We start from the raw sequence: 20769 nt of genomic DNA, 5'->3' as shown, positions 1-20769 counted from the left end.
TATGAAAGCCAAATTAACACTTTTAGCAGCACTTGGCGTATTCACTTTCGCCTGCACCGACGATAGCACACCTTCTTTTAAAGATGAGTTGGTCGTAGAAGCCTACCTGACGGAAGGGGCAACTTTAAGCCTCAAAGTTTCTCATCAGGTGCCTCTTGATACAAGTATTACTGTGGGTACTGATGACATTGACGGACTAGCCATTACCATTTCTGATGACCAGACGAGCTATCAGCTTCAATCTGCTGGTGAAGGTATTTACTTCAGCTCTGATTTGTTAGTTAAATCTGGCACAACATACAATGTGTCTTTTCAATACAAAGACCAAGTTGTGACAGGTTCTACCACTGTCCCATCAAGTCCCCGGGATGTTACTCAGTCAGCCACCAGCATCAATGTACCCAGCTTTGGAAACTTTACGCCGGGGTCGGGTTCAGGCTTCACTTTTCCAGATCCGGTGGAGATAAGCTGGACCAACGATGACGCATCGTACTACCTTGTGGTGGTGGAGAATATCGACGACAACCCTACTGCTATTAACGATTTTGGCGGAGAAGAGCCTCCTTCCAGAGTTTTCAGAAACGAACCTATTCAAAGTGATGCCTATCAAATTAATTCCCAGCAGTTTCAGTATACCGGTCGCCATAATATCATCATATTTCACCTGAATCCGGAATATGCCGCATTGTACGAAAACAACAGCACAAGTTCTCAAAACCTGAATGCGCCGCAAACCAATTTAATCAACGCAAAAGGGGTTTTCACAGCTACAAGCCCCGACACACTCCAGATAACCGTAACTAGCAATTAGTCTATCAGAGGGGAAAAAGTGTCGGTATAACGCCGCTTTTCTCTAACTGTCATTTACATTGTAAAACTGTGGCGCAATCTGTCTCTTTGTACTAGACAGTCTCCGGGTAGAGTACCATACCCCATCCTGAAAAACCCTGAGAGGATCCGGAAAAGAACTTATACTTGGAAGACTTTTTGAAATTATTTCAAACCTTTGAAGAAAAGTCATTTCAACCGGTTGAATTCAAATTTAAGGTAATTCCAATCGCAAATCGATTTAGCAACTGATGAGAGGGTCTCACAAGGGCCTTTGCCCACTAGGGAACAACTTTCTGTGAAGGACACAACTACTACCAAGCTTTTTGAAAACATCTCCAACTCCCTATCTGAAACCAATATTCCAACTTTTATGTATCTTTAACTATGAACTGGCAAGATCGAATCGTTTCTGATAAGAATATCTTACTTGGCAAACCCACCATCAAGGGTACCCGCATTTCTGTGGAGTTCGTTCTTGATCGGCTGGCAAACGGGTGGACTGAGCACATGCTATTGGAAAGCTATCCGCACTTAAGTAAAGAAGATTTACAGGCAGTGTTCGCCTACTTGAATGATTGCGTCAAAGATGGATTACTGGTAGAAATTAGATCCTAGGCCTGTAGTGAAATTCTTAGCCAATGAAAATTTTCCCGGGCCAAGCGTAAAATTCCTTCGCTCGAAGGGGGTTGACATCGAATGGATTGCCAAATCCTCTCCAGGAATCGACGACCATCGGGTAATGACTTTGGCGATACTAGAGCAAAGAACTATTCTCACCCACGATAGCGACTACGGCGAGTTGGTTTTCAAACATGGCCACAAACCAAAAAATGGTGTGGTTTATTTTCGGCTAAATGAATTCTTGCCAGAAGACCCAGCCAAAATATTGCTTAAGTTAATTGAGTCTAGCCATGGTTTTACAAACCGCCTCACTGTGATAGATTCTAGTTCCATACGAGAGAGAATATATTGACCTTCCGCAACGAAGTTTTAAGAATCTTGCCATGAAAGCCCATTTGATCGGAATTTTTATCTGCGTTAGTTGCACCGTTCTCGCTCAATCCAAAGATGTGCAGAACCGAGAGATCGTCGACTACAGAAGTCATATCACCTACTACAAGGCAATTGGGAAGCCCCAGCAACACTTTGCTGGTTTATATTACCCCGATGATCAGTTCAAAAAAGGAGTAATTCTGATTGGCAACGACCTTACTTCAGACACATTGATGATGAGGTATCATAAGCTCAACGATGCAATAGAAATAAAGAGCGCCGATGAAGTGTTTGAGATTCGCCCCACCAGTGGCGCAAGCGAAATACATATCGAAAAGCTGGTACTCGTTTCCGAAGCATTTGAGTTCAAAGGAGTAACCAGATTCGGTTTTTTCGAATTACTGAGACGAGGTCAGAATGAGTTGCTCGCAAAGGAAATCTACAAACCGGACCCTGGTATCATGCATGATGCCGCAAGTTCAAATCATAGGATGCCAATTTATGTACCTGTCGGGAGTAGCTATCTGAGTGCAGCTGAAAGCACTCCGGCGGGGTTCAAATTTCTTGCAGAGGACTTTGAGCAACGCTTTTACTTTACAACTGAAAATGCTGGCATGAGCGAAGTCAGAAAACTTAAGAAGTTTATCAATCTGCTCCCCGGTCATCATGAGGAGCTTCTTCGCTTCTCGAAAAAAAATAAGCTCAAAAAGAACCGGGAAGGGCTGGTTGCCCTCGTCAACTATTACGATTCGCTGAATAAATACTAAGTGGTTCTCGCTCATCAAGCGTCAGTTGTCACCAACTAGTCTCTCCTCAAAAAAGCCCTCATGTAAACTTTTTTCCTACCTTTCACCTTTTATTAATTCACAAATTGAAGTTAACGAATGAAAATCGGCAAAGAAAAAGTGGTTTCCATCCACTACACACTGAAAGACAACGAAGGCACCACGCTTGACTCAAGCGTTGGCGATCAGCCCTTACTATACATTCACGGCATTGGCAATCTGATTCCTGGAATGGAAGAAGGCCTGGATGGAAAAGTAAAAGGAGACAAAGTAGAAATTAAAGTGAGCCCGGAGAAAGGCTATGGCGTTCGTGATGAACGAATGATCCAGAAAATGCCCCGTACAGCCTTTGGTGACCAAAAGGTGGAAGTAGGCATGCAGTTCAATGCAGGCACTAAAAACGGTCAGCAGGTGGTGACTGTCACCAAAGTGGAAATGGATGGCATTACCATCGATGGCAACCATGCCCTGGCAGGAGTTGAACTCAACTTTTCAGTAGAGGTGCTCGACGTGCGTGATGCAAGCAAAGACGAACTGGCTCACGGCCATGTGCATGGGCCGGGTGGGCACCATCATTAACGAACCAATCAATATTAAGTAACGTCACCTCGATCCGACTCTGTTTTCCTCAAGGGAGACCCTTTCTACGTCGGTTCTCCTTCGGGACTCGAGGTGACGGTTCTTATTGAAATTGCAGTTATCAACACGGCTACCTCCTTCCGTTTAAAATCCTTATTTTTGCGCTCTCTTAAACCAATGCCATGAGCGTAGCATCTGAACTCGAAGCAAGAAGTGAATCAAAGTGTGAGCTTTGCCAAGCCACAGAAAACCTCTCTGTCTATCTCGTATCACCTGGCGAGAACGAAACCCTCGACAATAGCATCCTGGTGTGTGGTAAATGTCAGGCCCAACTCAACGAAAGTGAGCCAGCCGACCCCAATCACTGGCGGTGCCTGAACGACACCATCTGGAGCGAGGTGCCAGCCGTAAAGGTACAAGCTTATCGAATCCTTCATGGTCTAAGAGCTGAAGGCTGGCCACAGGACCTGCTTGACATGATGTATCTGGACGAGGAGGAACTAAAATGGGCACAAAGCACCCTTCTTCAAGATGGTGAGGCTGTCATTGTCCACAAAGACAGCAACGGCATGACCCTGGCCAATGGCGACACAGTGGTGCTCGTAAAAGACCTGGATGTAAAAGGCGGCGGCTTTACAGCCAAACGTGGGACGGCTGTCCGCAACATTTTGCTGGTCGCCGACAATGCTGAGCAAATCGAAGGCAAAGTGAACGGCCAGCAACTGGTGTTACTAACAAAGTTCTTAAAGAAGTCTTAGCTGCTAATGGAAATGTGGACTTGCCCCTTATGTAACAATAGCTTCTCCAGGGAAAACCAGTACCACTCCTGCAACGACCGCACGCTGGAGAGCTTTCTGGAAAGACGAAGGCCGGAAATAGTAGAGCTGTTTTACTACTTCATTGATCAGTACAAGCAAATTGGCGACTTTGAGGTGCATCCTGCCAAAACCCAGATTGGTTTTGGTGCGAAACTAAGGTTTGGGTACATACCACGAGTGGGCAAAGAGTTTATTGATGTAGCCCTTACCCTGCCCAGAAAATACGAGGACAACCTTTGCTTCCATCGCATCGGCGAAGTACCCGGCAGCGAGATTTATCAGCACTACCTACGGCTGATGCATAAAGACGACATCAACGACGAGGTGAAAAAATACATGAAGCTGGCACTGGACTATGGGAACAAGGAGTTCAACGACTGGTGATTTTCCATAAAAAGTTTTTATTCTTTTTAAAACCTTCTGGTTTTCATCACGTAAAAGCTGGGAGCCAATTTTTTAAACATGTTCAACCATATCTGAAAACCAACCCCGGCTGGCATTCTTCCCCCTGTAAGCTTAAGGCTATGCTTTAGTTGACTCATTCTTTTATCTTTGTAATTAATGTTGAAAATGACCTTTTTAGCACTCGTGCTATGGATACCCTCGTTGGCTTTTGGCCAGACAGCAGGAGCCTCGTCGCCGGGTTCCAACGGCTCCAATCCCGGCCCGGCCCTGGAACACATCGATACGGTTGTCACCTCCTTCAAGCAAGGCAAATGGCAGCAGGTAGTCGCCATGTTCGATTCCATTGTCTCCAACAACTACTTTACCAACAACCAGCTCTACTATGCAGTAAGCAAAAGTCTGGAAAGCCTTTCCAGAGAAACGCCCGAACCCGCAAAAAAGGATTCGCTGATGCAAGCCTCAAAAAAGGTGTACGAGGCGAGTTTGGGCGAATGGGGCGAACAGGTAATGGAAGGTGGTGTGGATCTGAAAGTGTATTCTATAGTTGACAAAAACCCGGAGCCTGTAGGTGGCATGAAAAATTACACTACCTACCTGGAGCAAAACATGAACTACCCGCCCGACGCACTTCAGCAGAAGAAAGAAGGTAAGGTATTCCTGCAGTTTGTAGTTAACAAAGACGGCAGCATTGATGCCATCAAGGTGCAGCGTGGGCTGTGCAAGACCTGCAACGAAGAGGCAATCAGGCTCATAAAAGAGGGGCCTAAATGGACTCCCGGCAAGCAAAGCGGACAACCAGTGTTTGTGAGAATGGTGCTACCTGTCTCGTTCAATATAAGAGACTACTACCGGGCACTAAAGGTCAAGAACACTAACTAGAATAAAGCTTAAGTGAGTTCTGTCTTTTGAAAGCTTTGATTAGATTTATGTATCAGAACCATTCGTCTAACCATGCTGATCGCTATGCCAGGGATATCCAAATCCACTTTTCAATTCCTAAAAGAACTCAAAGACAACAATAACCGGGAGTGGTTCACAGAAAACAAGAAGAGGTATGAAGCCGCAAAAGCTGAATTCGAAGTTTTCATCGATGCCCTTATTGCAAAAATCGTTGAGTTTGATCCCACAATAGGCCACCACAAAGCCAAAGATTGTGTCTTCCGCATTTACCGGGATGTGCGCTTTTCCAAAGACAAATCACCCTACAAAACTCACTTTGGTGCCCATGTGACGGCGGCAGCTAAAAGGTCTGAAATCCATACAAGGGCCGGGTACTACATCCATCTGGAACCAGGCGGCTCCATGCTGGCGGGCGGTGCCTATCTGCCAGAGAAAGACTGGCTGAAGAGCATCAGACAGGAAATAGACTACAACGGAGCTGAGCTGCATAAAATACTTGACAGCAAAGACTTCAAATCCACTTTTGGTCAGATTGAAGGCGAAAGTCTGAAAACAACACCCAAGGGATACGATGCTGACCACCCGGAAATAGCGCTTTTGAGGCAAAAGAGCTTTTTGGCTACCCATAAGCCGAGCGACAGCCAGGTTGTTGCCGACGGTTTTTTAGATCACGCTGCCAAAGTCTTCAAGGTACTGCATCCCTTTGACGAGTTCCTTAATAAAAGTAAGGAATAGATAATGTGGCGGGTGGAGGCTAGTTTTGCTTGTCTTCACAAAAGCATGCCATTCATTACCAGAAAATGCCAAAATTAGGATACTCCGAAATTATTCTACTGATCGCCATTGGGCAAATGACGATGCTTGCTTTTGGCGCTCTGAGAAAAAGAGCCATCCCCTATGCACAGTGGCTCACCTACACATGGGTTTGGGTAACAGCCCTAAGTTTAATCTTCTATTACCACCCAGAGTTTAATATGTACCTGGTTTTGCCAGCTCCATTTCTCTTCAGGAGCTTGCTGCTGACCTTCTTTGACAAACCAATTCCCAGATTATACCCCCTCCAACTGCTGCCTCCTTTTTTTACAGGCATTGTCGGCTATATGATCCCGTCAGTCGCCGGGCCTGTGACAGCCATCTATTTGACGTGGGAAGCTTACGCACTTGTCAAAACTTATCTATTTTATTCCAGACTCAAAGGCATCGATACCCCTGGCTCCGGCAGCAAAAAGGTCATCTGGCTGAAGTTCTTCTTCCTGATGATGGCTGGCATGATATTAACAATAGTTCTGCGGGAAATCTGGCCCCTGGCAACGCCGCAGATACTGTTCATCTTCTGCGTCTTTGCGCTCTCCACGCAATCGGCCTGGTACTTTTCGGGGCTGGGCGCACATGAGCCATTGAAAAGCGAGCAGAAGTACGGCAGCTCAACTCTTGATCAGCCTGAGAAATACAGGATCATGAATGCGCTCGATCACCAGCTGACAGAAAAGAAATATGCACTGGAGCCCGACGCCTCCCTGGCCGGACTGGCCAAAAAAGTGTTCGCATCGCCACATCAGCTTTCTCAGGTGATCAACGAAACCAAGGGCATGAGTTTCTTTGACCTGATGGCCTACCACAGAGTGCTGGAAGCTAAAAAGTTGCTCCGCAAGGAAGAGAACAAGGCACTGAAAATTGAGGAGATTGGCGAAATGGTAGGCTACATGTCAAAGTCTTCTTTTAACACTGTTTTCAAAAAATTCACCAGCCTCACGCCGTCGCAATACAGGGATCGTGACGTTCGACATGATGATCTCGAACGTCGGAATCATACTCTCATACGCACTTCACACGTAACTCATGGTACTTTTGATCAAATACAAAACTCAAGCATCATGGTTACTAATTTCTTTAAAGTCTACCTCAGAAGCCTTGCTCGAAACAGAGCTTTTACATTTATAAACGTTGCCGGGCTGGTGCTTGGCCTGGCTAGTGCGCTGATGATCGCCACCTACCTCAGGTATGAGCTGTCGTACGACAAGTTTCACGACCATGCCGACGACATCTACAGAATAGCCTTCATGTCGGGCAATCCACAAACAAGGACGCCGCACCCATTGGCTCAGGCTATGGTGGCGGAGTTCCCCGAAGTGGAAGCGGCGGTTACACTTACCCCCCTCTATGGGCCGGGCCTCACCAAGCAATCCATGTACATCCGCAATCCTGAAAAGGATGTGATGTTTCGGGAGCCGGACGGATATGCTGCTGACTCAACCTTCTTTCAGGTATTTGATTTCGAACTGGTCGTAGGCAACGAAGACGTCGCCCTCAAAGAAGTAGGTGGTCTGATCATTACGCAGTCGCTGGCAGCTAAATACTTTGGAGACGAGAACCCACTGGGAAAGATGCTTCAGGTTGACACTGAGGGGCATCCTCTCATCATCACGGGTGTCATGAAAGATGCACCTGCCAATTCGCACTTCCATCCTCAGTTTATTGTTTCATACGTTACCCTTAAGTACCTCGACCCGGGGGATCAATGGTTCGGCTGGGGCGATTATGGGCATTTCAATTATGTACGGCTTACGCCTGGCACTGATGCCATTGCCCTCGAAAACAAAATACCCTTGTGGCTGCACGCACAGGGCCAAATTTCGGACAACTGGTATGCCGGGTTCAAGAGTGGCGAGCTTCGGTTTGCCCTTCAACCGATCACTGACATTCATCTGAAATCCCATATAAGGTGGGAACTTGAAGCCAACGGCAACATTACCTATGTCTATATTCTTTTTGCAGCCATTGCGTTCATCACAGCCATTGCTGCTATCAACTTCATCAACCTGTCGACAGCCCGGGCTTTTGAGCGTGCCAAAGAAGTCGGCGTAAGACGCACACTAGGAGCTGATAAGGCTCAAGTTACCGCCCTGTTTCTTCTGGAAAATATCACCACGAGCCTGGCAGCACTTTTGTTGGCGACGGGGCTCAGTTTGATCACCTTCGATAGTTTTAAGCAGCTTACAGGAAAGGCGTTTACCTACTCAGATCTTTTATCACCTGCCAACCTGCTTTTGGGATTGATCATGGCTTTGCTGATTGGCACCTTGTCAGGCGTGTTTCCGGCAATCACGGTGTCACGCATTAAGGCAGGAGAAATTTTGAAAGGAAAGTTTGTAACCGGTACCAAAAGTACCGGGCTGAGGAAAGGGCTTATAGTCGTGCAGTTCGCTGTTTCGGCGATTCTTGTTTTTGGAAGTATCATTCTTATTTCGCAAGTGCGCTTTATGGAAGGGCTACCCCTTGGGTATAGCGACGAGCAGGTCCTTGTGGTAGACTTGAAGTCTGACGAAGTAAAGGAAAGCGTGGAAGCCCTTAAAAATGAAATAAGGAAAGTACCTGGCGTGCAGGACTTGGGTACGGTATCAAATATTCCGGGTACTCAATTCAACCAAAACGGACTGTATCAAGTCGGCAATCCGGATGTGAATGTGGATGTGTCTGAAATTTTCACTGACTTCGATGGCAACAAGCCGTTGGAGCTGGATCTGGTGGCCGGCAGGTGGTTCGATAAGTCGAATGGGCTCGATTCTCTGGGCAGAAGCTATATTATTAATGAAACAGCAGCTAAAAATCTTGGTCTTGAGGATCCGATTGGCACCCGCCTTATGTGGGATGACGAAGACGCAACCGTAGATGGAATGGTCGTCGGCATTGTAAAAGACTTTCATTTCCAGTCGATGCATGTTCCCATCAGACCACTTTTAATTACCATTAACTACAACCAGCTCAACTATCTGCTCGTGAAACTGGAGGGCGCAAATGTTCAGCAGGCTGTCTCTCAGATCGGTAATATCTACGATACCTTCGACGATAAATTTGGTTACGAGGCCTATTTCCTCGATGAAAAGAACCAGCAGCTTTACGAAGCTGAAAAGCAGGCTTTAAAAGTTTTCAACCTGTTCGCTGCCATCGCACTATTGCTTGCCGCCATGGGACTTGTTGGCCTGGCTTATTTGATGATGGTGCAGCGCACCAAAGAGATGGGCGTAAGAAAGATCCTCGGAGCTTCTGTTGGCAATCTGCTTTGGCAGGAAAATTTCAGTTTTCTGAAGCTGATTGCCATAGCCTTCGTACTCGGTTTGCCAGTTGCTTATTTCACTATGAACGAATGGCTGACTGGCTTTGCCTATAGAGTGCCCATCGGCCTGCTTCCCTACGCCATTACTATCACTATTATCCTCGCTATCGCCAGCTTGAGTGTGACGCTCGCCGTACTAAAAACGGTAACGGTGAATCCAAGTCACGCCTTGCGATACGAATAGTCAAACTATCCGGAACAGTTTTCGTTGACATGACATTTAGCCGACAAATCAACTTGTCGGCTACATTCATTTTTGCGTTTATGAAAAGTAAGACCGTGAAAGTATTGGCGATTTCAGGTAGCATCAACCCTGGCGCAACCGCAGGGAGGCTCCTGCAAGCTATTGAGCAGCTGGCTGATTCTCGATTTCAATTCACCGTTTTTGAAGGGCTGGGCGACATCCCCCACTTCAACCCACAACTATCGGACAGTACGACAAACGAACAAGTGCTGGCCTGGAGAAATCTCTGGAAACAAGCCGACGCCGTCATTATCTGCATACCAGAGTATGCTTTTGGAATGCCTGGTGTGCTAAAAGATGCATTGGACTGGCTCGTGGGCAGCGGAGAGGTTTACCACAAGCCATTGGCGGCATTTAGCTACTCTCCTTCCATGATGGGCGGCGAAAATGCGCTCTCCACGCTCCTCCTCACAATGAAAGCCCAAAACGCTGATTTTGACGAAAGTACCACCTCAACGATTTCGGCCATCAGGCAACGATTTTCACTTGAAGGAAAAATTACGGATCCCACCCTTTCTACTCTCCTTACCAAAGTTCTTCAGTCGCTGGCTAACAAATGTGTCAAAAAAACTGACTCACACTGACATAAGGTTGTCAGCGACCAGCGCCTTTTTGCTTCCTGTAACAACGAAGCGCAGCAATGACGAAGATTGATCTTTCTAAAATCGACAAAACATATTATACAGCCAAACAAAAGCCTGAGCTAGTCACGCTAGCGCCAGCGCAATATCTTTCCATTGCTGGCCAGGGCGATCCGTCATCAAAAGGTTTTGCTGAATGCATAGAGGCTCTCTACTCGGTCGCCTACATCATTAAATTTGATTGGAAAGCTGCGGAAAAGGACTTCGTCGTGCCAAAGCTGGAAGGGCAATGGTGGTTTGATGAGGATAAGTATGGCGGGGTATCCATGACAGACGCTCCTACCAAAATCCCAAGGTCAGAGTGGATGTTTCGTCTGCTCATAAGGCTGCCAGAGTTTGTGGAAAAAGGGAATGTTGCCACTGCGGCATCCAATGTTGTTAGCAAAAAGGGAATGGAACTGGCAAGACAGGTTAAGTACTTCGAAATGAACGAAGGTAATGTTGTGCAAATCCTTCACGTTGGGCCGTTTGACAAAGAGCCCGAAAGCCTGGGCAAACTACAGGGTTTTATTGAAGCCAATAATTTAAAACGAAACGGCCTGCACCATGAGATCTATTTGTCGGACTTTAGGAAAACAGCCCCGGATAAATTAAAAACAATTTTGCGGGAGCCGGTAAAATAACCTTTTCAAAACTTTCTCGTTAAGCAGATCATCTCTAAATTTGAATATCAATAATTGATGTATCAATAATGAAAGATGATTTGTCGCAAGTTGTGCTCTTCATGCTCGACCAAACTAACAAGCTGGCCAAGCAATACTCGCAAAAGGAGTTGGACAAGAGAGGTGCGGGCATCACTGTCGACCAATGGGTATTGCTAAAAGTGATCGAAGCAGATCCAGGTCTTTCGCAGCGTGACCTGGCCGAGAAATCAATCAAAGATCCGGCTTCCATTACCAGAATGCTGGATTTACTGGAAAAGAAAGGCCTTATTCAAAGGGAAGCTATAGAAGGTAACAGAAGGCAATACATGATTACTGTTTCCAAAGAAGGCCAAAAATTCATCAATAAGCATATGGATATGGTACAAAGTCACCGGGCCAAAAGCCTGGAAGGGTTCTCAAAAAAGGAGGTCGGTAAATTGAAGGACATGCTTTTAAGAATCCAGGGGAATATGGTATAAAAAAATTTGACTAAATAATTGATATATCAATAATTGATATATATGAAACTAATTATTACAGTGTTAGGTATTCTTTGCGGTATTGCTGCCGTGCTGTTTGATTCCGGACTTTCAAACGCCCCCAACACTGTTCGCAGAAAGGGACTGGAAGTTAGCTGGACCCATAGGAACAACCGGGTGCATTTCGAAATGAAAGCTCCAACAATCGGGTGGGTAGCCATCGGCTTCAATGAGGCGGATCAATTGAAGAACACCTACCTCATCATGGGTAGGGTAGCCAACAACTTGGCGACAGTGAAAGAACACTTTGTTGTCGACCCAGGAGACTATCGGCCCATTGAAACTTTCGGAGCTCCCGTATTGGTCGACGCTATTGAAGGCATGGAAAATGAAGACGGGACAGTCATCAGGTTCTCATTGCCTATAGAGGCAATTGACGCCTACCGCAAGAATTTAGAGCCAGGCACACACTACACACTATTAATGGCCTTTAGCCTTGAAGATGACTTCCAGCATCATTCGGTCATGCGAACACAAACAACAATTCAATTGTAAAACTCAAACAATTTCTAATCATGAACACAAACATTTCAAACATTATGATGACCGTATTTGGTACTATGGTATTTAGTATTGCTCAGGCGCAGGAAACTGACGTGGAAGAGGTGAAAAAGACGATCATGCAATTCGCAACGGCGGCCGACTATCAAGATCCGATTATCCTTGAAGAAGTACTGGACACCCACTTCAGGGTAGTTATGAACAGGCTCTTTGGAGCAGAAGGAGTTGCAATTATGCCTCGAGAGGTTTACCTGGCCAAAATCAAAAACAAAGAATTTGGTGGAGACAAAAGAGAGGTAACTATTTCCAATGTGACCATCAACGGAAATACTGCCAGCGCTCTGGTGAGCTTTAAGGGCAGCAAGATGACATTTGTTTCTACCCTGCTCCTGGTTTTGACCAGGGAAGGCAAGTGGAAGTTGGTAGCTGACCTGCCAAACGTGATTTAAACAATGCGAGGCTGTCTCTACCACTGGCTTATAGTCAATGCCTTGAGGCAGCCTCCAATTTATGCCCCAGCAGATACGGTAATGTGTTCCTTCTTTGTTTTAAGCTTTCGTTGAAAGAAAACGATCGCTGGCGTAAAAATCACGGTCGGGATAAGCCAAAGCAGCCATTGATACTGCGAGCCCCCCATGATACGGTCACCGTTTTGCACTGCAAAAGCTGTAATGGCTGCAATATAGCTCCCGCCAATGGCGCTTATGTGCTGACGCAACCACCACAGTTTGTAGGTCTCTTCCTTCGGCTTCAGTAAAAAAGCCAAATCTCTGTAGGCGGCGAAAGCGGTAAAAAAACCGAAAATGTAACTAAGGATGGCCAAAGGAACTCCAAATCCAGCCACGCTTCCCACATAGAATCCGTAGCCCACCAATCCCATACCAAAAGCCATAGTAAGTCCCGAAGCACCCAGGTCAACCCAGGTGTGCTCCCCTATCTTCTTCCGTTTGGTTACTCTATAGCCTGTGAAAGTGGCGTAGAAGCTTACCACCCCCACTACCATCAAAAAGGCGCTGAAACGGTAGAACGTGATTATCAGAATAGCCGAGACAAATATCCACGCCATGCCAAGGACGTAGGTGATTCCAAGCTTTTTATGGAGCTTCCCGCCCTTTTTATTGATGAAATTGAGCAGGCCCGTGAGTAAAACCATTGCGCCAGCAGAGGCGTGAGAAATGAGCATGAATTTTTCCATTGTATTTCCTTTTCATCAAAGAAACTCAACAGAAAATAGCTATACCACAAAGAAATGCTGAACTGTATATTTACAATGACGGGCTGTAAAATATATTGGATAGACCAATTAGATGGACGCCTGCTCAAGGAGCTCTCTAAGCGCACTCATCGACTTGGTCATTTGATAGTGAACGATGGGATCTGTGATAAGCCGTGGTACGGCGCTTGGCTTGGTGCTGACCTGATAGCTGATTTCGACTACGTCAAACCCCAAAGATCGGATCGTCCATTTTCCCTGTACCTGTTCCATCCTTTCGGCGCCTTTCTTCAAAGGAAGGACGTCGTCCACACTTTCAATAGCCACCTCAATAATATTACCCTTTTCAATAAGGGAGTGGCGTAGCACTGCATCGTGGTCGTTCAGTGGCCAGGGCAGGTCGTACTCTATATAAGTGACCCAGGTCAGTTTTTCGTTGTTGAGCACGTCGTAGGCACCGGCACCAATATTCCACTGTATTCCCTTATCCGCATTTCTCAGCATCTCTACCACCACCGCAGAACTACTTTTGGCAGTAAAGACCGCTTTCACCTCCCGAACATCAACACCATATCTGTTAACTATAGGCCGCTCGTGAAGGGTGATGTTTTCCCTGGCATACACCTGCTTAAAGCCGGCTTCTTTGGCAACATCAGTTTTGTCCGGGGCAACAGACCAGGACGATGCAAAAAGGATAGCAGCGGAAACGAACTTCAACATTTTAACAAAATGATAATAATATCACAATGACGAACGGGCGCAAAAATAGTTGCTGTTCGTGAATAAAAAATTTATTTCTTACAATCAAGTATAAAAAGAGGCTGCCTCAAAAGCCCAAATCGACTGTCAGGTTGAGCTTGTCGAAACCTTGGCGTTAAACGCTCCTAAGCATTTCGACAGGCTCAATGTGACATTCCTCTCCGATTGTCGGGCTTTTGAGACAGCCTCTTCACTCACATCACAGATGCGATCTATTTCTGCGACTCATACTTCCGCTTGAAGCGGTCGTACAGCATTTGCTGCTTGCCATCCAATATGATGCCTTTGCCCATAATAAAGGCACTGGTCACCTTGCTGGTGCGCATGTCGAGAATATCTCCTTCTGACACCACGATATTGGCATCCTTGCCATTCTCCAAGGTACCCGTCGTGCCATCGATGCCCAGTATCTGCGCAGTGTTAGAAGTAATCATCTTCAATGCCTCCTCTTTGCTGATACCGCCATAGGCTGCTACTGTTCCTGCTGTGAAAGGCAGGTTCCTTGAGCCATGAAGCGTTTCATACGTCAAACCTACTTTGATGCCTGCATTTGAAAGAATGGCCGGCAGCTTGTAGGCCAGGTCATAGTCCTCATCCTCTCTGCCTGGGATTCTGTGCACATCTGTCAGCAACACCGGAATGTTGTTGTCTTTCAGAAAATCGATGCAGTTGCCTGCGTCGGTTCCGCCCACAAGAACGATGCTGGTGGCACCACTTGCCTTGGCAAACTGAATACCCTCCATGATCTCCACCCTCCTATCGGCATGAACAAACAGCTTCTGCGCTCCGGTAAACAAGCCTTTCATCGCTTCCAGTCTTTGGTTGGTCACGGCGGGCTGTCCTTCGCTGTAGGCTTTTGCGTCAGCAAAAAACTTTTCCAGCTTGTCAATAGACGACTGGTAATTAGGGTTCTTTCTTGGCTCCGTCTCGCCCATCCACCAGCGTGGTGCAAAAGTCTTGGTAGGCCAGTTCAGGTGAATGGCATCGTCGGCTTTGTACTGAGCATCCTCCCAGTTCCAGCCTTCCAGCATCATAATGGAAGAAGTGCCCGTAACCAGATCGCCCTGAGGGGTGCTCTGCGCAAGCAAAATGCCGTTGTAGCGCAACGTAGCAATCACTTCAGAATCTGTATTGTAAGCAACCAGACTCCTTACATGTGGATTCAAGTCGCCAACTTCCTCGCTGTCAATAGACGCTCGCACCGAAGAAATATCCTCCAAACCGAGCACTGTATTAGGCAGAATCAAGCCCGGATATACATGCTTGCCTGCAATATTGATCACTTCAAACTTGGTCATGTCTAACCGCACAACGGTGGCATCGCCCACGTTGGTGATTTTACCGTTCTCAAAAGTCACAAATGAGTTTTCGATCACCTGGCCATTGCCAATATGCGCCGTGCCATTCATTAGCAGGATAGGTTTTTCCTGTGGCCCTACAGGCTCAGGCACCTGAGCTTTGGCCTGCGCTGTTATCAGCAAACAGGCAGCAATTATATATTTTAATTTTTTCATCTCGTTTAGCTTTTAAAGTGGACGATTAGTCTTCCTGCGAAGCTTTGATCATGTCGCCAAGGTATTCGTCTTCGCAATCCCATCTGTGCTTGTACTGACGGCTTGGTCTTTGCGTTGGAGCACCAGAAGCCTTCGCCGACTTCATTTTGGCAATAATCCTGGCTCTTTCATCCTGAATGGCATCTCTCATTTGTGCATCTTTCTCAATATCGAAGTACACAATGCCATCTACCATGGTTTTCTCTGGCTTCGCATAAATTGAAAGCGGATGCTCGTTCCATAACACAAGGTCGGCGTCTTTGCCTACTTTAATGCTGCCCATTCTGCTGTCGAGGTGAAGCAGTTTCGCTGGATTGATGGTCACCATTTTTATGGCTTCTAACTCGCCCATGTCGGCATACTTGATCGATTTGGCAGCTTCCTGGTTCAGGCGGCGGGCCATTTCAGCGTCGTCGGAGTTGATGGCCACGGTTACGCCGGCCATGGTCATCAGCGCAGCGTTGTAAGGAATCGCCTCACGCACTTCGTATTTGTACTGCCACCAGTCGGCAAAAGTACCACCACCCACGCCATGCTCGGCCATTTTATCAGCTACTTTGTAGCCTTCCAAAATGTGAGTGAACGTGTTTACACGGAAGTTGAAACGCTCAGCCACTTTCATCATCATATTGATTTCAGGCTGCACATAAGAGTGGCAAGTCACAAAACGTTGTTTGTTTAATATTTCAGCCAGTGCATCCAGCTCAAGGTCTTTGCGTGGCTTCACAGCTGTTGCCTTTGCTTTGGCTGAAAGGCCATTGTAGGCTTTCCACTCCTTATCATATTCTCCGGCTCTGGTGAATGCATCCGCCATTACCTGCTCCACACCCATACGGGTTTGAGGGAAACGGATATTGCTGGTAGGAGGTCTGTTTGATTGCTTCACGTTTTCGCCCAAAGCAAACTTGATGTACTTGTCGGCTCCTTTGATGAGCAGATCCTGAGGCGCAGCGCCCCAGCGGAACTTGATCAATGCCGACTGGCCGCCAATAGGGTTGGCCGAGCCATGCAATAGCTGAGCAGCCACCACACCACCAGCCAGCTGACGGTAGATATCGGAGTCTTCAGAGTCAATCGCATCTTCCTGACGAACCTCAGAAGTAACAGCCTCAGAGCCCTCATTCACGCCGCTAAGGGCAATGTGTGTGTGCTCGTCGATAATGCCTGGTGTCAGGTGCTTGCCTGCACCATCGATAGTTACTGCGCCAGCCGGAGCGGATAGCCCCTTGCCTACCTGCGCAATCTTGCCGTTTTGTACCAACACATCAGTGCTTTCCAGCTTGCCGGCATCTTCGCTGGTCCAAACAGTAGCGCCTTTGATCAGGTATGTTTTGGCTGTTGGAAGCTCTTCGTTACCGAAAGCAACAAAAGGATACATGATCTTACCAAGGTCGGGAGCTTTGTCGCTGTTTCCGTCCTCTTTCTTCTCCTTCTCTTCAATGGCACTCTGGTAAGTAGCTGTCCACTTGATCCAGTCACCGTTTTCCAGCTGACCATCGCCTTTGAAGTTTTTACCGTTCAACCAGCCACTTAACCTGATATTGCCCTCTTTCTTTTTTTCAGGCTGGAAGCTGAGGCTGATGTTCTGTCCGTCAATGGTTGTTTTTGCATCTACAGAAGTGGAGTCGTTCACTTTCACTTTAGCCTTCTGCGAACCTGCTTTGCCTGAAATCTCCAATGTATAGCTGCTGCCTGAGTAGCTCAACTCATAGTTGCCGGCATAATCGGGGGCGTTCATATCTGTAACCTCATACTTATTGCCCTGCACCCAGTTTTCGTAGATAGCTGTTTTCTCGTCAAACAGGTTGCCCGAAGTAATCAGGAAGTTGGCCAGCATGCCTTTTTTCAGACTGCCTACTTTGTCTGCTGCCTTCAAAAGTGATGCAGGAGTGTATGTAATCGCTTTCAGCGCTTCCTGCTCGCTCAAGCCATACTTAATGGCTTTTCTCACGTTTGGCAAAAAGTCAGCCGGGTCTTTCAGGTCGCTGGCAGTAAAGGCAAAGGTGATGCCGTTTTTGGCTACCGTTGCGGCGTTGGCAGGAGCAAGCTCCCAGTGTTTCAGCTGAGAAAGCGACACATTCAATGCATCGTAGGGGTCGTCCACATCGTAGGCAGCCGGGTAGTTCACCGGAATGATCAGAGAAGCCTTCGTGGCCTTCACTTCGTTGATGCGCTGGTACTCATCGCCCGAGCCTTTGATGATGTACTGAACGCCGAATTCATCGCCAACTTTGTCAGCCAGGAGAAGTCTCAGCTTGTTATCAGTTTCGAAAATTTGTGGCAAGCCCTGCAAGGCATTGAATGCCTCAAGGCTCACATTGGTTTGCACCTTGTTGAGGGGTGATGTGTACCACTGGGCATCGTAATAGGTTTGGCGAAGCAACGCCACATAGCCCATGATCGAGTTAGGGTAGTTTTGAGTGGAGCTACCTTTGTCGAATGCATAGTTGGCAGCTGCTCTTTCTTTCACAATCACTTCGTTCACCGGGCCATCGCTGAGCGTCACCAGGGTAGCGCTTCCTCTTACAATGCCGTCGGGCCTGAAGGCCAGCACAGTGCCAAAGCCTTGCTTTCTCCACTTCTCGGCTGTTTTGGCATCGATAGTAAACTCGCTGGCTCCGTCGAAGTCAGCTTTGATGGCGTCGTTCCAGCCATAAGCTTCTTTGCGGTCAGAATCAAGCTGCGGTGGATCCATAAAGCTTCTCCTTCCCCGCTTCACATCCGGCATGCCATAGCTGGTGTAGGGATCTACAATAGAAGGATAAATAAATTTTCCGCCAAGGTCAGTGACGATGGCGCCTTTGGGGATAGCAACACTCGCTCCGACTGCTTCCACGAAGCCGTCTTTCACAAGTAATGTTGCATTCGCTAATGTTGTTTGATAATCCACCACCACGGTGGCGTTCGTAAAAGCATAAATATTCAGCCGTTTATCCTGGGCACCATTCACAGGAAAGTTTTCCTGAGCAAGTGCCTGAGACAAGACCATACTTACGCCCATAAACAGGAGTATTAATCTCTTCATGTCCTCAATGTTTTTTGGTTTTCTAAGAGAGCGAAGATACAAGGATGAGGATCAAATAGCGGCTGGATTTATACAGGTGGCTATGTTGATAAAATGTCGGAATTATTAGTCTATTTATGAAATAGAGCCCTTCCGGCGAAAAGTCATGCCGCCGATATTTGCCTCACATAATATATCGTCGCTGTGATAGTTAAGCGGCCGTTTTGCTATTTTCGCTCCTGATGGTATGCAAAAACTGCGGAACGGTGTTTCAGGGTAATTTTTGCCCCAACTGTGCACAAAGTGCTAGCGTGGATCGCTTTGATATGAAAACATTGCTGGCGGAGTCATTCGAATCGTCGCTCGATATCGAGACCGGCCTGTTTGGCACCCTCAGAGAACTGGCGATCCGTCCCGGGCAAGCGATCAGGGGATATATCGACGGCAAGCGGCTCAGTCTTTATGTGCCAGCCAAGTTCTTGCTGTTAGTTGGCGCTGTCACCACCATTCTTTCCATCCGCTACGGCATCTTCAAAGTGGCTCAGGAAAACAACTTTTTTGAAGACTGGCATTGGTACAAAATGCATTTCGTCGGCTTCTGGGACTTTGCCAACGAGTATTCTACCCTCATCAACATCATCGCCATCCCTATTTATACCTTTTCCACCTGGCTTTTTTTCAAACCCATTGGCGATAATTTTTCGGAGCACCTGGTGATGAATATTTATGTAACCGCCCAGCAGCTGGCACTCATCGTCATCATGTTCCCATTTCTTCAGCTATTCCCGGATGCCAAGGCGGCTATTATTACTATCTACACAGTGATCGTAATTCTCTATAATATTTGGGTTTACACCACTTTTTTCCGGATGAAAAACTGGATGGGTGTTACGTTGTCGATCATGGCCACAGCCTATGCCCAGCTCTGCACCATCATTATGACACATTTGACTTTCCTGACACTGGATATGTTGAACTTGCTACCCTATCTGGAGTTTGAGTTGTAACAAGACAGCAGAAAAAATTGTATCTTTAGAATAGAAGTTCAACTTAACACACCCGCCAGCGATGCTCTATGTAATGGTTCAATTTCGTGTAAAAGAAGGCCACGTGCAGGAAGCCGAAAAGCTGATACGTGGCTTCATAGATAACATCAGAAATAACGAGCCTGGCACGCTGGCCTATCAGTCCTTTCAGTTCAATCATGATATCCAGGAGTTTGTGCACCTTATGTGCTTTACGGGTGAGGATGCTGACGAAAAGCATAAAGACTCGCCTTATATCAAGCAATTTGTGGACACCCTCTACCCTCTCTGCGAGAGCGAACCCAGGTTTCATCACCTGGGGTTGGTGGCGGAGAAGTAACCCACCGATATGGTGCTGACAAGGCAGTAGCCTAACACTGCCGACGAATTACGTCTTCCTCTGATACGCTGCTTAAGCAGAAATTTTGGCTTCCTTTAGAATAGTTTCGTAGTGAGCTTTAAGCGCCTCATCAATCGAGTTGTAAAAGTCGGCCAACTCCATTTCATCCAGGTCAATTATCACCTGATTGTTGTTGGTCAGCTGCACCTGAATCTTGTGAAGAACATTCCTCTCGTCTTTCACGGGTGTAATGTGCTGAACCTCGGCTACCTTAAAAACGCCTTCTTTTCTATTGTTTTTATAGGCGATCTCCTCATTGGTCAGCTTCAAAAAATCATTGTAGTTATTGATCCCTGAAATTAGCTTCCCCGCAACGGGTGCAATGACACAAATGGCCGCCCAGATAAAGAAACGAACCTGATTTACTTCGTAGTTGGCATAAATGAAAACGAAAATTGCAGGTATGCTGAAATAGATGAATAATTGTGTCAGCAACTTGTTTCGGTGGTTTCTGAAGACCACCTGCCCTTCGGTGGGCACTACCGTAATGGGGAACAAGAATTCTTCCCAAAGGATCAATACCATTATAACGACCGCAAGGCCCACCAGAGCCATGCCTATATACCCGCTGGTGTCTTCCTTAAGTTCGCCGAAGGGAGCCTCAAAAAGCTGGGAGCCCAAAAAAGAAGACAAAGCGAAAATAAGCAAAAGAAGCCCTACACTGAATTCAACCGGATAGGTTGGCCTGATGATCTTTCCCATAACACTGACGTCTAGCTACGATTGTTTTTTTTGCGATATTACTAAAAAAAGAATCTCAAAGTCAGCTTTTCTTTGGGGTCGCAAGAATAAGTAGATGAATGCACTATTCGATCAGACAA

At 46.7% G+C, this 20769-nt stretch carries 22 protein-coding genes; 17 read left to right on the top strand and 5 right to left on the bottom strand.

Features of this window, described 5'->3' with window-relative positions; genetic code table 11:
• Nucleotide 1: 1 nt before the first annotated feature.
• From RT717_RS05030 to RT717_RS04960, 15 genes are all read left to right on the top strand, one after another.
• The gene (locus RT717_RS05030; RefSeq protein ID WP_317490641.1) at nt 2-811 is read left to right on the top strand and encodes a DUF4249 family protein; all 810 of its coding nucleotides are present in this window, start codon (nt 2-4) and stop codon (nt 809-811) included.
• Between the two features lie 404 nt (nt 812-1215).
• Nucleotides 1216-1446 carry a DUF433 domain-containing protein gene (locus RT717_RS05025; protein WP_317490640.1) on the top strand — a complete coding sequence of 77 codons (231 nt, stop codon included), beginning with the start codon at nt 1216-1218 and terminating at the stop codon, nt 1444-1446.
• 7 nt (nt 1447-1453) lie between these two features.
• On the top strand, nt 1454-1804 hold the full coding sequence (locus RT717_RS05020) for a DUF5615 family PIN-like protein (protein WP_317490639.1): 351 nt from the start codon (nt 1454-1456) through the stop codon (nt 1802-1804).
• A gap of 31 nt (nt 1805-1835) precedes the next feature.
• Complete coding sequence (locus RT717_RS05015; protein ID WP_317490638.1) at nt 1836-2591, top strand: hypothetical protein; 756 nt, start codon at nt 1836-1838, stop codon at nt 2589-2591.
• A gap of 117 nt (nt 2592-2708) precedes the next feature.
• Nucleotides 2709-3188 carry an FKBP-type peptidyl-prolyl cis-trans isomerase gene (locus tag RT717_RS05010; RefSeq protein ID WP_317490637.1) on the top strand — a complete coding sequence of 160 codons (480 nt, stop codon included), beginning with the start codon at nt 2709-2711 and terminating at the stop codon, nt 3186-3188.
• A gap of 182 nt (nt 3189-3370) precedes the next feature.
• Nucleotides 3371-3946, top strand: a complete 576-nt coding sequence (locus tag RT717_RS05005) for a PhnA domain-containing protein (RefSeq protein WP_317490636.1) — start codon at nt 3371-3373, stop codon at nt 3944-3946.
• 12 nt (nt 3947-3958) lie between these two features.
• On the top strand, nt 3959-4390 hold the full coding sequence (locus RT717_RS05000; RefSeq protein WP_317490635.1) for a DUF5655 domain-containing protein: 432 nt from the start codon (nt 3959-3961) through the stop codon (nt 4388-4390).
• A 186-nt stretch (nt 4391-4576) separates the two neighbouring features.
• Nucleotides 4577-5290 carry an energy transducer TonB gene (locus tag RT717_RS04995; RefSeq protein ID WP_317490634.1) on the top strand — a complete coding sequence of 238 codons (714 nt, stop codon included), beginning with the start codon at nt 4577-4579 and terminating at the stop codon, nt 5288-5290.
• Between the two features lie 84 nt (nt 5291-5374).
• Nucleotides 5375-6046: a DUF2461 domain-containing protein gene (locus RT717_RS04990; protein ID WP_317490633.1), complete on the top strand. Its 672-nt coding sequence runs from the start codon at nt 5375-5377 to the stop codon at nt 6044-6046.
• 65 nt (nt 6047-6111) lie between these two features.
• Nucleotides 6112-9609, top strand: a complete 3498-nt coding sequence (locus tag RT717_RS04985; protein WP_317490632.1) for an ABC transporter permease — start codon at nt 6112-6114, stop codon at nt 9607-9609.
• An 80-nt stretch (nt 9610-9689) separates the two neighbouring features.
• Nucleotides 9690-10253 (top strand): NADPH-dependent FMN reductase, encoded by a 564-nt coding sequence (locus RT717_RS04980; RefSeq protein ID WP_317490631.1) that lies wholly within the window; start codon nt 9690-9692, stop codon nt 10251-10253.
• A gap of 56 nt (nt 10254-10309) precedes the next feature.
• Nucleotides 10310-10933, top strand: a complete 624-nt coding sequence (locus tag RT717_RS04975; RefSeq protein WP_317490630.1) for a GyrI-like domain-containing protein — start codon at nt 10310-10312, stop codon at nt 10931-10933.
• A 68-nt stretch (nt 10934-11001) separates the two neighbouring features.
• Nucleotides 11002-11433: a MarR family winged helix-turn-helix transcriptional regulator gene (locus tag RT717_RS04970; protein ID WP_317490629.1), complete on the top strand. Its 432-nt coding sequence runs from the start codon at nt 11002-11004 to the stop codon at nt 11431-11433.
• Nucleotides 11434-11475: 42 nt separating this feature from the next.
• Nucleotides 11476-11988 carry a DOMON domain-containing protein gene (locus RT717_RS04965; RefSeq protein WP_317490628.1) on the top strand — a complete coding sequence of 171 codons (513 nt, stop codon included), beginning with the start codon at nt 11476-11478 and terminating at the stop codon, nt 11986-11988.
• A 20-nt stretch (nt 11989-12008) separates the two neighbouring features.
• Nucleotides 12009-12443, top strand: a complete 435-nt coding sequence (locus tag RT717_RS04960) for a nuclear transport factor 2 family protein (RefSeq protein WP_317490627.1) — start codon at nt 12009-12011, stop codon at nt 12441-12443.
• A gap of 59 nt (nt 12444-12502) precedes the next feature.
• Here the strand turns inward: RT717_RS04960 and RT717_RS04955 are convergent, their stop codons facing one another.
• The 4 genes from RT717_RS04955 to RT717_RS04940 all read right to left on the bottom strand — a co-directional run bounded on the left by RT717_RS04955 (nt 12503) and on the right by RT717_RS04940 (nt 18544).
• Nucleotides 12503-13189: a hypothetical protein gene (locus tag RT717_RS04955; protein WP_317490626.1), complete on the bottom strand. Its 687-nt coding sequence runs from the start codon at nt 13187-13189 to the stop codon at nt 12503-12505.
• A 108-nt stretch (nt 13190-13297) separates the two neighbouring features.
• On the bottom strand, nt 13298-13927 hold the full coding sequence (locus RT717_RS04950; RefSeq protein ID WP_317490625.1) for an SRPBCC family protein: 630 nt from the start codon (nt 13925-13927) through the stop codon (nt 13298-13300).
• Nucleotides 13928-14178: 251 nt separating this feature from the next.
• Nucleotides 14179-15480 carry an amidohydrolase family protein gene (locus tag RT717_RS04945; RefSeq protein WP_317490624.1) on the bottom strand — a complete coding sequence of 434 codons (1302 nt, stop codon included), beginning with the start codon at nt 15478-15480 and terminating at the stop codon, nt 14179-14181.
• 25 nt (nt 15481-15505) lie between these two features.
• A complete protein-coding gene (locus tag RT717_RS04940) occupies nt 15506-18544 on the bottom strand; it encodes an amidohydrolase family protein (protein WP_317490623.1) in 3039 nt (1012 codons plus the stop codon).
• A gap of 305 nt (nt 18545-18849) precedes the next feature.
• Between RT717_RS04940 and RT717_RS04935 the strand changes: the two genes are divergently transcribed.
• Both RT717_RS04935 and RT717_RS04930 read left to right on the top strand, forming a co-directional pair.
• Entirely contained in the window at nt 18850-19530 is a 681-nt protein-coding gene (locus RT717_RS04935) for a DUF3667 domain-containing protein (protein ID WP_317490622.1), read from the top strand.
• 61 nt (nt 19531-19591) lie between these two features.
• Complete coding sequence (locus RT717_RS04930; protein ID WP_317490621.1) at nt 19592-19888, top strand: putative quinol monooxygenase; 297 nt, start codon at nt 19592-19594, stop codon at nt 19886-19888.
• A gap of 72 nt (nt 19889-19960) precedes the next feature.
• Here the strand turns inward: RT717_RS04930 and RT717_RS04925 are convergent, their stop codons facing one another.
• Entirely contained in the window at nt 19961-20650 is a 690-nt protein-coding gene (locus tag RT717_RS04925) for a heavy metal transporter (protein ID WP_317490620.1), read from the bottom strand.
• Between the last annotated feature and the right edge of the window lie 119 nt (nt 20651-20769).

The sequence above is a fragment of the Imperialibacter roseus genome, assembly GCF_032999765.1.
GTDB classification, from domain to species: Bacteria; Bacteroidota; Bacteroidia; order Cytophagales; family Cyclobacteriaceae; genus Imperialibacter; species Imperialibacter roseus.
The sequence above is the reverse complement of the archived record's forward strand: the minus strand, read 5'-3'. Positions and strand labels throughout refer to the sequence as shown.

What these genes read in the sequence shown, in the direction of transcription:
- RT717_RS05030 (WP_317490641.1), top strand. Translation starts at nt 2, where the DNA reads ATGAAAGCCAAATTAACACTTTTAGCAGCACTTGGCGTATTCACTTTC.
- RT717_RS04975 (WP_317490630.1), top strand. Translation starts at nt 10,310, where the DNA reads ATGACGAAGATTGATCTTTCTAAAATCGACAAAACATATTATACAGCC.
- RT717_RS04945 (WP_317490624.1), bottom strand. Translation starts at nt 15,480, where the DNA reads ATGAAAAAATTAAAATATATAATTGCTGCCTGTTTGCTGATAACAGCG.
- RT717_RS04930 (WP_317490621.1), top strand. Translation starts at nt 19,592, where the DNA reads ATGCTCTATGTAATGGTTCAATTTCGTGTAAAAGAAGGCCACGTGCAG.
- RT717_RS04940 (WP_317490623.1), bottom strand. Translation starts at nt 18,544, where the DNA reads ATGAAGAGATTAATACTCCTGTTTATGGGCGTAAGTATGGTCTTGTCT.
- RT717_RS04965 (WP_317490628.1), top strand. Translation starts at nt 11,476, where the DNA reads ATGAAACTAATTATTACAGTGTTAGGTATTCTTTGCGGTATTGCTGCC.
- RT717_RS04925 (WP_317490620.1), bottom strand. Translation starts at nt 20,650, where the DNA reads ATGGGAAAGATCATCAGGCCAACCTATCCGGTTGAATTCAGTGTAGGG.
- RT717_RS04980 (WP_317490631.1), top strand. Translation starts at nt 9,690, where the DNA reads ATGAAAAGTAAGACCGTGAAAGTATTGGCGATTTCAGGTAGCATCAAC.
- RT717_RS04970 (WP_317490629.1), top strand. Translation starts at nt 11,002, where the DNA reads ATGAAAGATGATTTGTCGCAAGTTGTGCTCTTCATGCTCGACCAAACT.
- RT717_RS05010 (WP_317490637.1), top strand. Translation starts at nt 2,709, where the DNA reads ATGAAAATCGGCAAAGAAAAAGTGGTTTCCATCCACTACACACTGAAA.
- RT717_RS05015 (WP_317490638.1), top strand. Translation starts at nt 1,836, where the DNA reads ATGAAAGCCCATTTGATCGGAATTTTTATCTGCGTTAGTTGCACCGTT.
- RT717_RS05005 (WP_317490636.1), top strand. Translation starts at nt 3,371, where the DNA reads ATGAGCGTAGCATCTGAACTCGAAGCAAGAAGTGAATCAAAGTGTGAG.
- RT717_RS04960 (WP_317490627.1), top strand. Translation starts at nt 12,009, where the DNA reads ATGAACACAAACATTTCAAACATTATGATGACCGTATTTGGTACTATG.
- RT717_RS04955 (WP_317490626.1), bottom strand. Translation starts at nt 13,189, where the DNA reads ATGGAAAAATTCATGCTCATTTCTCACGCCTCTGCTGGCGCAATGGTT.
- RT717_RS04990 (WP_317490633.1), top strand. Translation starts at nt 5,375, where the DNA reads ATGCCAGGGATATCCAAATCCACTTTTCAATTCCTAAAAGAACTCAAA.
- RT717_RS04995 (WP_317490634.1), top strand. Translation starts at nt 4,577, where the DNA reads ATGACCTTTTTAGCACTCGTGCTATGGATACCCTCGTTGGCTTTTGGC.
- RT717_RS04985 (WP_317490632.1), top strand. Translation starts at nt 6,112, where the DNA reads ATGCCAAAATTAGGATACTCCGAAATTATTCTACTGATCGCCATTGGG.
- RT717_RS04935 (WP_317490622.1), top strand. Translation starts at nt 18,850, where the DNA reads ATGAAAACATTGCTGGCGGAGTCATTCGAATCGTCGCTCGATATCGAG.
- RT717_RS05000 (WP_317490635.1), top strand. Translation starts at nt 3,959, where the DNA reads ATGTGGACTTGCCCCTTATGTAACAATAGCTTCTCCAGGGAAAACCAG.
- RT717_RS05025 (WP_317490640.1), top strand. Translation starts at nt 1,216, where the DNA reads ATGAACTGGCAAGATCGAATCGTTTCTGATAAGAATATCTTACTTGGC.
- RT717_RS04950 (WP_317490625.1), bottom strand. Translation starts at nt 13,927, where the DNA reads ATGTTGAAGTTCGTTTCCGCTGCTATCCTTTTTGCATCGTCCTGGTCT.